Source organism: Sphingobium sp. L-44 (genome assembly GCF_056859495.1).
The window spans coordinates 1-9,947 of record NZ_JBSXOQ010000084.1 but is presented as its reverse complement, the minus strand read 5'-3'; the positions used below and the strand labels follow the sequence as shown (position 1 = coordinate 9,947).

Sequence of the window (9,947 nt, the reverse complement as noted above, 5' to 3'; positions counted from 1 at the left end):
CGACATCGGCCTCCATAATGATCTGCAATACGCTCTCGGCGATCGTACGCAGGAAATCTCCATCTCCGGTCTTCGCCATCAGTTCGGCAAGCGGTAGTCTGTCGTCGGTCATCGGGATCAACTCCTCGGTGGGCGTGTGAAGTGTGGTAACTCCACCTTACCGATGAGCCCGGTGGCCACCGAGTTCGAAATCGCATGGGGCTGGGCATGCCCAACCCCATGCGATCACCTCAATCTACACCGGAAATTACACCACGAGCGCGGACGCTAACCCCCTGGACTGATGCGGGACTTTGGAGAGGGACTGGTCGAGCAGCTAATTGCGCTGCGTCCTGTCGATAATGCTGAGGGGACCATGACCGATGAAGAGGTCGTGGCTGCGGCAGATGCGATGCGCCCATACATTCGCCAGCTTCATGACCTTACGAGGGCTATGGCGCGCGGAGCGCCTTTGGTCGTCGACGAGCTTACCTCGATACTGGAGCAGGTTCTCAGCACGGTCCAACCCTCGCCGGACACGTCTAGCTGGCGTTCGACCACCTACGACGCGAATAAGATGATGGCCTACGAAGGATTTCTGGGCGTCGCCGCGATCCTGCTGGGTGAGCGTCAGCTTGACCTTCTGGCTCGGGTCCTCGACCATGCCTACTACTTTGACGACCGGTACAGCGGTCGCGGCCGCAGCACCAAGGACTTCGAAGAGTTCAACCAGTTCGCCGAATCGCTCGAAGGCCGCAACCGGCGGACCGGCAACAATCGTTCGGACTGGCAGGCCGACTTCATATTTGAGCATTATCAGAAGGGGACGCCATCCTTTGCCCGCATCATGGAGGCGGACCTTCTCCTCCACATCAAGCGGCAGTTGAGCGAGCCCGGCCGATACATATCCTGGATTCCGCACACGTTGGTTTATTCGGGTCGATCGGGCGGGGCCCTCGAGCTCTTCGCAAGGATGGAAAGTGCCCAATACTTCGCCAAGGTCAGCGGGCAGCTTTTCGGAGGGATTGATGTGGATACCTACAAGCAGCGGGCGATGCAGCTTGGCACCGAGCGGTTTTGGCCGCGAGCGTTTCCATCTCCCAGCATCGGAAGCCTGATCGGCTTGTCAGAAGTCGCAACACGCCCCTGATCCGACGGAAGTGAATGTGGCTTCTATGCAACGTCATGGCATCCTTGTCACATCAGAGGCTTGAACCCCATCAGGTCGGAACCATGTGCTGGTCGCGGAGCGGCAGGCAGCACAGGAGAGACTATTTGAGCGAAACTCATAATGATGTTCCGGCCCGGTTGCGGATCCACGTTCAGGGAGGAAATGCGGCAACCGCCCAGAGCGTGATCGACGGGCTCCGTCGTGGGCTCGTCGATACTCACCGCATCGAGGAGGTCGCATTTCAGGTCGATACCCTCAGTGCGGAGGTCTCGCTCGACCTGCGGCTCATCGGCATCCAATATGCCACGGCTCCTGAAATCGCGGCAAGGTTGTCCGAACCTGCTGGCCGGGCCCGCAGGATGGACGTTCAGTGCGGCCTGCTGGACCGGCTGGGTGTTCCGAATGGAACCAAGGCGATTTCCATCGCCCTCGTTGCCCATTGGAGTGACGACCATCGTCGGCTCTATGGCGAGCATGACAATCCGAACACCATCAAGCGATGGCGGATCGAGCGATCGAGACCTGCACGGCATGGCAGTTCTGCTCGCCGAGATCGGAGGGGCGTGAGCGAGCTCGACCGCGTGCGCGCCAAATTCGCCGCCCATACCATCTGCAACGGCATAAGGTTCGTGGATGGCTACTATCTCGCGGTCCGCGAGGTGGAGATGATCAATTCGGGGGTGCACCCGAGTTGCCCACGCCCAGAGGTTCAACTCGGCACGTTCAGCTACGCCACCTTCGCTCGCGACTGCAGGACAGTGGAGCGCCGCCTAGGCCGAGTGCCCGGCTGGCGCCGTCGCGCAGGCTAGTTTACTGGATTGTGCCGCTCGGGGTCAGGGCATCGAGATGTCCTGCGATCGCCAGCCATCTTGCGATGCCTGCCTCGTCACCTCTAAGCGCCAGTTCCTGAACGCGACGTGCGATGAAGTCGAAGGCCTTGTCGCCGTGCTGGCGATCAACGACTAGCGCTTCGGCCCATCTCTCCTTTTCTGTCGTCATAGCAGCGTCGGGGGCTCGGCATCAGGACTCCGGCGCTTCACCCAAAGTTCGCTGGTTCTCTTGATTTCAATCAGATCGTCGGGGAAGCGCCTTTCCTGGGATGTCAGCGCCTCCTCGAACGAACCATTCAGCCAACGATCATACTGCCAAGACCTGTTCCCTTGCCCGGCCCCTTTGTCGAAAAGAACGGCTCGACGGCTCGCGTGGCTGTCTCCTCATCCATACCGATCCCGGTATCCGAGACCGCGAGGCTGATATAGCTGCCTGGGCTCAGGCCCTCGTCATTTTCCGCGCTGAAATGCCGCTTGGATGCCGAGATGCGGAGGGTGCCCCCTTCGGGCATCGCGTCCCTCGCATTCACGCAAAGGTTGAGGAGCGCCATTTCGACCTGGTTGTGATCGGCGCGCGCGGCAGGCAGCCCTTCCGGCACCTCGATCGCCAAGCTGATTTTCGGCCCGATCGTCGATCCGACCAGTTCGGCCATGCCGCGCACCAGCGTGCCGATATCGATCGCGCGGACCTGCAACGGCTGCTGCCGCGCGAAAGCCAGAAGCCGCTGTACGAGTGCCCTCGCCCGCTCGGCCGACTGCATGGCACCCTCGATAAGGCGGCGCTGGCGCTCCGTGCCAAGTCCGCTGCGCCTCAGGATGTCCAACTCGCCCACGATCGGCGTCAGCAGGTTGTTGAAGTCGTGGGCGACGCCGCCGGTAAGCTGCCCCATCGCCTCGAGCTTCTGGGCCTGACGGAGCGCCTCCTCGGCACGCTTGCGGTCGGTGATGTCGAGCGCTTCCACGATGAGTGCCAGCGTATCGCCTTGCGGACCACGCATCGGCCGCATGCCCACGTCGAATGAGCGCGGGCCGATCGGAAGATGGATGGTCAATTCCTTTTGCAAGGTCACGCCCGCTGCGACGCGCATCACACCAGCCTTCACGGCGTTGTGAAGGTCGGGCGAATGCGCGAACCACGGGGTCTCCCATAGGGGCTTGCCGACCACATCCTCGAGCCGGCCCTCAATTCCCGCCAGCGCCGTGGCGTTCGCGTCCAGGACGGTCCCGGCGAGATCGATGAGCAGCTGATATTCGTTGTTGGTCTGGAAGATCGCCCGCATCCGCGCTTCACCCAACGTTAGCTCGGCGGTCCGCTCCTCGACCTTGCGCTCGAGGGACCCGGCGAGGCTACGCAGCTCCTCGAGGCGCGCGCGTGCTTCATATTGCCGGCGGCGGGCGCGCAGCGCCGCGCGCGCCAGGCTCATGAGGGTAGTCGGATAGAAGGGGCGTTCGAGGAAGCTGACGTTCCCGAGCCGCTCCAGCAAGCGGGCAGCCTCGGGGTTGTGAAGTGATGCGGTGGATGCCTCCCTTCATCGGGCATCGTATGATGCTCAATAGCGCCATGGCGGCGCATGAAGGAGGAGCATATGGCGAATGCACACATGCTGTCGATCGACTGATCTGCCCCCACCGAGTGGACCGATTGGTTTGTTGGTGCATTAAGCTCATCGCCGCCATATCCGGACGGAGGTGGAGCGAAGCGGAACCGGAGGCCGGATATGGCGGTGTCGCCGTTTCTGGTGCCGGTGGCCGATAGCCAAGACTGCTGTGCGGGCGGACGGTGTTGTAATGCCGCCGCCAGGCTTCGATCAGCACCCTGGCCTCGGCGAGGCTGTAGAAGATTTCACCATTGAGCAGTTCGTCGCGCAGCGACCCATTGAAGCTTTCATTATAGCCATTCTCCCATGGCGATCCCGGCGCGATGTAGAGCGTCTTCACGCCGATCTGCCGCAGCCATTGCTGGACGGCATTGGCGATAAATTCGGCGCCATTATCTGACCGTATATGTGCAGGCGGGCCGCGCGAGATGAACAGGTCCGCCAAGGCCGCCAGCACATCCTCATGTTTGAGCTGTCGCGCAACGATAAGCGCCAGACATTCCCTGCTGGCCTCGTCGATGATCGTCAGGATGCGGAACTTGCGGCCGTCATGCGTGCGCCCCTCGACGAAGTCATAGGCCCACACATGCCCAGGATACTCAGGCCGCAGGCGGATGCATGATCCGTCGTTGAGCCATAGACGCCCGCGTTTGGGCTGGCGCTGCGGCACCTTGAGCCCTTCGCGCCGCCATATCCGCTCGACCCGTTTATGGTTCACCGTCCACCCCGCATGGCACAGCAACGCCGTGACCCGGCGGTAGCCGTAACGACCATATTGCTTTGCCAAGGCGATGATGTCCTCCGTCAGCGCCTGTTCGTCATCCGCCCCACGCGGCACTTTACGCTGTGTCGATCGATGCTGCCCCAGAACCCGGCATATCCGTCGCTCGGATAGCCGGACTGGCAGATCCCGTCGTATATGATCGATGCAGCGCCGTCGCCGTGCGGGGCTCAGAAGTTTCCCCGTGCAGCTTCCTGCAATATCAGCTTGTCCAGCGTCAGGTCCGAGATCGCCCGGCGCAGCCGTTGGTTTTCCTTCTCCAGATCCTTCATCCGCCGTGCCTGGTCGGTCTTCAGCCCGCCATATTCCTTGCGCCAGCTAATGGGATGGACGGCTCTCCCACCCCGGAGCATCGTTGTGCAACCGGCAGTCGAAGGAGAGGAATGATGACCATCGATGTACTTGGTATTGATCTGGCGAAGAATGTCTTCCAGCTGCATGGCGTTGATCGCAAGGGCAATGCGATTTTCAAACGGCGGGTCATGCGCGACCAACTACTTTCGGTGCTGGCCGGGATTGAGCCCTGCACCGTCGCGATCGAAGCCTGCACAGGAGCATTTTGCTGGGCCCGCCAATTTGAAGAGTTGGGCCACAACGTGAAGATCGTGAGTCCTCAATATGTGAAGCCATTTGTCCGCAGGCAGAAGAACGACGGCAACGATGCCGAGGCGATCTGTACGGCTGTGCGTCAACCCCACATTCCGCTGGTGCCTAAGAAAAGCGTTGAGCAACAGGATATCCAGGCTCTACACCGCGCCCGCCAGCGTCTTGTGAACCACCGAACGGCCCTGGTCAGCCAGATGCGCGGGCTGCTGCTTGATCGTGGCATTGCCTTTGCCAAGTCGATTACCCGGGTGAGACGCATGATTCCGGAGATACTCGCACGCGCCGACTCCGGCCTCTCGACTATGGCCCGTGAGACCATTGCCGAGCTCTGGGATTTCTTCTGCGATCTCGAACGCCGCATCGAGCATTTCGACAAGAAAATCGAAGCCGTCTTCAAATCGAGCGAGCCCTGTCAGCGTGTCGCCAGGATCAAAGGCGTTGGGCCCAAAACGGCAACAGCGATTGTCGCGGCGGTCGGCGATGGTTCGGACTTCAGGAATGGGCGCCACATGGCGGCCTGGCTTGGATTAGTACCGCGCCAGTTCTCGAGCGGTGATAAGGCGGTGCTTATGGGCATCTCTAAACGAGGAAGCCAGCATTTGCGCAGCCTATTGGTTCACGGCGCGCGTGCCGTCGTGAGAACGGCACCCAATAAAAATGATCCCATCAGCCAATGGGCCAACCAGCTTCGGGAGCGACGCGGGTTCAACCGCGCAACGGTTGCCATCGCCAACAAGAATGCACGGATAATCTGGGCCGTGCTTCGAACGGGCGATCAATACCGCGCCGCCGCCTGAAGAACCGAACCAGTTTGCGAGTAGACGGAGAAATGGACTGCACTGATCGAGCCGACGCGCGACGAGCCTGACTATTATCGAGGCCCTTGAGGCCTACCAGCTGTAGAGGTGCGCGTGTGCGGATTTCCCATTTGGGCGCTCTGGACAACCAGCTGACGCCGGATAGATGTTTGCAACTGATCCACGCAGAACGTTTCAATGCCGCTTGCAAAGGGAGAGCCGTCCATAGAGATAATAGGTCTGCTCGCTGACCCCGATCCGACGGCAGGCTTCGGCGGTCGAAGCCCCCTGCGCCAGCACGATCTCAACTTCACGCAGCTTGCCGATGATCTCTTCCGGCTTGTGCTTCTTGCTCGGCATTCAATGTCCCTTTCGCGGTCCAGACTATCATAGTCTCTGGGCCACTCAGCGGGGGGCAGATCAATTTGTCATCCGCGATCGAGGGATGGTTCGATATTCCTCGTCTGATCCCCACGGACGTTGCTAAAGACCTGTTAAGCAACAGGAAGAACGAGATGAGCGACTCCCCGCAGACGTTGACCGCGATCCAACAAGAACTTGAGCGGATCGAGGAGGATTGCATCCATTCCGGGAAGGCGCAGTTCAATGCCGGAGATCGCTGGAGCCGCTACCACCTGCTGCTCGGCGTACCATCGGTCGTCCTGAGCGCTCTTGCAGGCACCGCATTCTTCAAGGATCAGCCGGAAATCGCGGGAATAATGTCCACCATCGTGGCTATACTGACGGCCCTTTCGACCTTCCTCAAGCCGTCCGAACGGGCCTCTTCACATAAGGGCAGCGGCGACCAGTATCTCACCCTGCGCAATGACGCCCGGGTGTTGCGGACCATCAAGCTCGGCTCGGCTTGCGACAACGCTTCTGCGATCGCCAATCTCGATGAAATCACCAAGCGCCGGAACGAACTGAATCAGGCAAGCGCCCAGGTGTCGCGCTCGGATTTTGTAAAAGCGAGGAAGGGCATCGACGAGGGCGAAGCCGGACATCGTGTTGATCGGAAAGATGCCTGATGTCGGTCCTGACCTATCTGCAGACGCGTGCCAGTCAGGCGGTCCTTTCGGGCGCCGAAAACACCTCCATCAACACGTCGATCTCCACTCTGGCGACACGCCTGAATTCATACTTCGGCGCCAACGTCAGCAGGCATTTTCGCTTTGGGTCGTCAACCCGTGGCACCATATTGCCACGTGCGATGGATGAGCATTCCGACATCGACTACATGATTGTGTTTTCCGAAGGGGGGTACACCCCGCAGACCTACATCGATCGGCTGCGCAAATTCGCCGAATACTATTATCCGACTTCGGCGATCAAACAGTCCTCTCCGACCATCGTGCTCCAGCTGAACCACATCAAATTTGACCTGGTCCCGGCCCTCGCTGGCTATTGGGCAGGCGAGTATAAGATCCCCAATGGCACCAGCGCGTGGAGAGATACCAACCCTAATGATTTCAATGCGACGCTGACGGCGAAGAACCAGGCAGAGCTCAGCCTGATCAAACCGACGATCAGGTTGGCCAAGTTCTGGAATGCCCGCAACGGCTACGTTTACGATTCGTATGGGTTCGAGAAGTGGATAGTCGCTCAGTCCTACACTTTCGCTCTCAACCAGAAGTCATATCTCTTCAATGTGTTCGACAACCTGTTGGCGAACGACGCAACGCAATGGCGGAACGACCGCATCAGCCGTGCGAAGGAGATCGTGGCGAAAGTCAGAGAGCTCGAAGCCGCAGAGATGCCCTATTCCGCGGAGGCCGAGATCAAGAAGCTGATCCCTGAATGAGCCTGAATCGCCAAGGAGCGTCTGGGGCGGCTTCACTTGTCCGAAAAACCTTGGACGTTTGAGATCGTCACAGCTTCACCGGTGACGATGAGCGCCATCATCCCGTCCTTCAATCCTTGATTGTCGTGACCAGGCGGATCGATCCCAGCAGTCCCGCCGGGCGCGCCTGGATCAATTGCTGATCGTGATCCTTGAACCGCTCTCCATATCGAGCGGATAGCAGCCGGAAATCCGGCCTGCCTCGTGCAGCCAAGGCATTTAGTGCGCTGTTCATCACCTTCAGCTCAATCTGGTTCTCGCCTGCCCGGAGCCATGGGGTGACATCGAGCCTCTAGGGTGGCGCCCACACTGCTCCGGCTTCGCAAGTTCGTCGAGTTGGTGAGGGCTCACCTGGCTGAGGTTCAAGCGCGGGAATGCTCAACGCGCAATTTGCACCCCTGAATTTCATGCCTTGCACCTCATTCGCACGACCTGCTCCTCCGAATCGCTGGAAATAGCGGGGGCCGGATCTCCACATGCCAACTGCCGCAACGCGGTAGTCCAACATGTAGGAGACGCAATGGTAACCAGAAAATCGAAGAGGCAGGCCAGTACTTTCAATGCGGTGACGGTGCTCGGCTACAGGATCGGCGAACAGCCGATGGAGGTCGCCTATAGTGTCAGGGACCGCCACCCCATCGCGGACGGTCCCTGGATGGAGGAGGCCGACAAGGTGGCATGGATCGATCCTGCGACCGGCTATCCCTGTATCATTCGCCGCGAGCAGCCTGGAGGTCACCTCGCGGGGTTCGTTGCGGTCCCGGCAACTCACCCACTATATGGCCATGATGCTTCCGTACTCGCCACGCTCGGCATCCGGCCGCATGGCGGCGCCGGCTACGCCGATGAGTGCATGACCGAAGACCCCGAAGAGATCTCCGTCTGTCACGTCAGGGTGCCCAATCTCGATCCAGCTGGCCGCAGCGGTCGTCGTCATGATGATGCGTGGTGGTTCGGCTTCAGTTGCAACACCTCCTTCGACATCCAGCCGATCAGCCACGAAAATGAGCCGGCGGCAATCAGCGTCGGCCTTGAAAGGGAATATCGCGACGAGTCCTACGTCATGGCCCACGTGATCGATCTGGCAGCCCAACTCGAAGCGGTGGCCCGGGGCGATGACGTTCCGCCGGCGCGTGCGCCAAGTCCTCCTCCAATCGGCCTGAATCCGAAGGGGCCAAAGGTGGCGCTATGAGCCAAGAGCGAGACTTCACCTATCCGTGGGGCCACTGGATGCAACTCGAAACAGGCAGTCATGACGTCCGCTTGATCGATGATGACGGCACCGTGTGGAAGTCGCTGCGCGATGCCCTCTTCTATGGCCGGCTAGGCTTCCCTCGGGTGATGAATCCAGGGGGGCGCGACCCAGCACGGGACGTCGAACTCGAGCGGCTTCTCGCCTACCTCCTGCTCAAGATGGGCGATCATCCCGATCGGAAAGCATCGACTTCCGGCCTGTTTGATCGCGGACCGGATTTCTTCCGTTTCTATACCTACTGGCTCGCCGGGGCTGGTCTTATTGCAGGTGGCTATAATGGATCGCCGTATGACGCGAGGGTGACCCCAGAAGGCAGATCGATCGCTGCCATGCTGCTCGCAACCCGGCCACCTGAAGCTATGGCATATCACCCGGGGTTGGAGGCCATGGCCGCAGTTGCGGAAGGCGCTGAAGAGATCAGCCGAGCGCAGTTCCAGAGCGCACGGAAATTCGCGATGGGAATGCCCTACCTTTTCGTCAGCGAGCCACTCCACAGGCTTCCTGCTATCTCGCTGCTCTATAAGGATCCGGTGTCACGGATGCCGATCGTCAGGACAATCTGGGCCCAGACATTCGAGGATGTGGAAAGCCGGAATCTGATGTTCGAGTGGATGAAAGGTCGTCTGCCGCTTTGGAACAAGTGGGGCGAAATGGCGCGGACGGAAGGGGCCGCAATTCTGACCCAACGACTGTTCTCTCTCTTTCTTGCTGAGCTTCAGATCGTTCTTGGATCTGCCCCAGCTTCGACCAGGACGAGGATCTCACCTCCAGCCTGAATTTCATCCAGATAAACCTTCTGCATGGGCAGGCTGCATCCATCCAGCCTGCCCATTTTTCATGGCGGCACTGACATCGAACGATCCGGTTGTCCATTCGCCGGGCGCTCCTCCCCATGGGAAAAATCGCATCGCCAAACCAAAACGGAGGAAAAAATGAGGGTGTATTCGACTTGACCTGCCCCCCGGCGGTCCCTCGATCATAACGAGAGTCTTGCGGTTGAATATTCCGCCATGCTCGCCTGCACAAGCGCGTCGGGCGTGATGCTATCGTCCTGCACGAACGTCCGACGCGCTTGTGCAGGCGTTCGATT

At 59.9% G+C, this 9,947-nt stretch carries 9 protein-coding genes and 3 pseudogenes; 7 read left to right on the top strand and 5 right to left on the bottom strand.

Annotated elements, in window-relative coordinates:
- Positions 1-355 precede the first annotated feature (355 nt).
- Both AC13EK_RS10975 and AC13EK_RS10970 read left to right on the top strand, forming a co-directional pair.
- On the top strand, positions 356-1,129 hold the full coding sequence (locus AC13EK_RS10975) for a hypothetical protein (protein ID WP_483022197.1): 774 nt from the start codon (positions 356-358) through the stop codon (positions 1,127-1,129).
- Between the two features lie 125 nt (positions 1,130-1,254).
- Complete coding sequence (locus AC13EK_RS10970; RefSeq protein ID WP_483022196.1) at positions 1,255-1,959, top strand: hypothetical protein; 705 nt, start codon at positions 1,255-1,257, stop codon at positions 1,957-1,959.
- A gap of 1 nt (position 1,960) precedes the next feature.
- Here AC13EK_RS10970 and AC13EK_RS10965 read toward each other — a convergent pair whose 3' ends face one another.
- The 3 genes and pseudogenes from AC13EK_RS10965 to AC13EK_RS10955 form a co-directional block, all read right to left on the bottom strand.
- A complete protein-coding gene (locus AC13EK_RS10965) occupies positions 1,961-2,149 on the bottom strand; it encodes a DUF6961 family protein (RefSeq protein ID WP_483022195.1) in 189 nt (62 codons plus the stop codon).
- Between the two features lie 145 nt (positions 2,150-2,294).
- Positions 2,295-3,482: pseudogene (locus AC13EK_RS10960) on the bottom strand (histidine kinase dimerization/phospho-acceptor domain-containing protein); the annotation flags it as partial.
- Positions 3,483-3,633: 151 nt separating this feature from the next.
- Positions 3,634-4,676: pseudogene (locus AC13EK_RS10955) on the bottom strand (IS3 family transposase); the annotation flags it as partial.
- A 69-nt stretch (positions 4,677-4,745) separates the two neighbouring features.
- Here AC13EK_RS10955 and AC13EK_RS10950 point away from each other — a divergent pair.
- Positions 4,746-5,762 carry an IS110 family RNA-guided transposase gene (locus tag AC13EK_RS10950; protein ID WP_026109761.1) on the top strand — a complete coding sequence of 339 codons (1,017 nt, stop codon included), beginning with the start codon at positions 4,746-4,748 and terminating at the stop codon, positions 5,760-5,762.
- 231 nt (positions 5,763-5,993) lie between these two features.
- Here the strand turns inward: AC13EK_RS10950 and AC13EK_RS10945 are convergent.
- Positions 5,994-6,122 (bottom strand): annotated as a pseudogene (locus AC13EK_RS10945) (transposase); the annotation flags it as partial.
- A 155-nt stretch (positions 6,123-6,277) separates the two neighbouring features.
- On the opposite strand from AC13EK_RS10945, the gene AC13EK_RS10940 reads away from it, so the two are divergent.
- Positions 6,278-6,790 carry an SLATT domain-containing protein gene (locus tag AC13EK_RS10940; protein ID WP_010339473.1) on the top strand — a complete coding sequence of 171 codons (513 nt, stop codon included), beginning with the start codon at positions 6,278-6,280 and terminating at the stop codon, positions 6,788-6,790.
- Entirely contained in the window at positions 6,790-7,563 is a 774-nt protein-coding gene (locus tag AC13EK_RS10935; RefSeq protein WP_010339474.1) for an SMODS domain-containing nucleotidyltransferase, read from the top strand. The genes AC13EK_RS10940 and AC13EK_RS10935 overlap by 1 nt, the downstream gene beginning before the upstream one ends.
- 109 nt (positions 7,564-7,672) lie before the next feature.
- Here the strand turns inward: AC13EK_RS10935 and AC13EK_RS10930 are convergent, their stop codons facing one another.
- The gene (locus AC13EK_RS10930; protein ID WP_170319081.1) at positions 7,673-7,840 is read right to left on the bottom strand and encodes a hypothetical protein; all 168 of its coding nucleotides are present in this window, start codon (positions 7,838-7,840) and stop codon (positions 7,673-7,675) included.
- 282 nt (positions 7,841-8,122) lie between these two features.
- Here AC13EK_RS10930 and AC13EK_RS10925 point away from each other — a divergent pair, with 282 nt between their 5' ends.
- Together AC13EK_RS10925 and AC13EK_RS10920 are read left to right on the top strand one after the other, a co-directional pair.
- A complete protein-coding gene (locus AC13EK_RS10925; RefSeq protein ID WP_483022194.1) occupies positions 8,123-8,794 on the top strand; it encodes a hypothetical protein in 672 nt (223 codons plus the stop codon).
- On the top strand, positions 8,791-9,633 hold the full coding sequence (locus AC13EK_RS10920; RefSeq protein WP_010339476.1) for a hypothetical protein: 843 nt from the start codon (positions 8,791-8,793) through the stop codon (positions 9,631-9,633). Before AC13EK_RS10925 ends, AC13EK_RS10920 begins: the two co-directional genes overlap by 4 nt.
- Positions 9,634-9,947 lie beyond the last annotated feature (314 nt).

Coding starts and splice junctions, on each gene's coding strand:
- AC13EK_RS10975 (WP_483022197.1), top strand. CDS start 356: ATGACCGATGAAGAGGTCGTGGCTGCGGCAGATGCGATGCGCCCATAC.
- AC13EK_RS10965 (WP_483022195.1), bottom strand. CDS start 2,149: ATGACGACAGAAAAGGAGAGATGGGCCGAAGCGCTAGTCGTTGATCGC.
- AC13EK_RS10950 (WP_026109761.1), top strand. CDS start 4,746: ATGACCATCGATGTACTTGGTATTGATCTGGCGAAGAATGTCTTCCAG.
- AC13EK_RS10940 (WP_010339473.1), top strand. CDS start 6,278: ATGAGCGACTCCCCGCAGACGTTGACCGCGATCCAACAAGAACTTGAG.
- AC13EK_RS10935 (WP_010339474.1), top strand. CDS start 6,790: ATGTCGGTCCTGACCTATCTGCAGACGCGTGCCAGTCAGGCGGTCCTT.
- AC13EK_RS10925 (WP_483022194.1), top strand. CDS start 8,123: ATGGTAACCAGAAAATCGAAGAGGCAGGCCAGTACTTTCAATGCGGTG.
- AC13EK_RS10920 (WP_010339476.1), top strand. CDS start 8,791: ATGAGCCAAGAGCGAGACTTCACCTATCCGTGGGGCCACTGGATGCAA.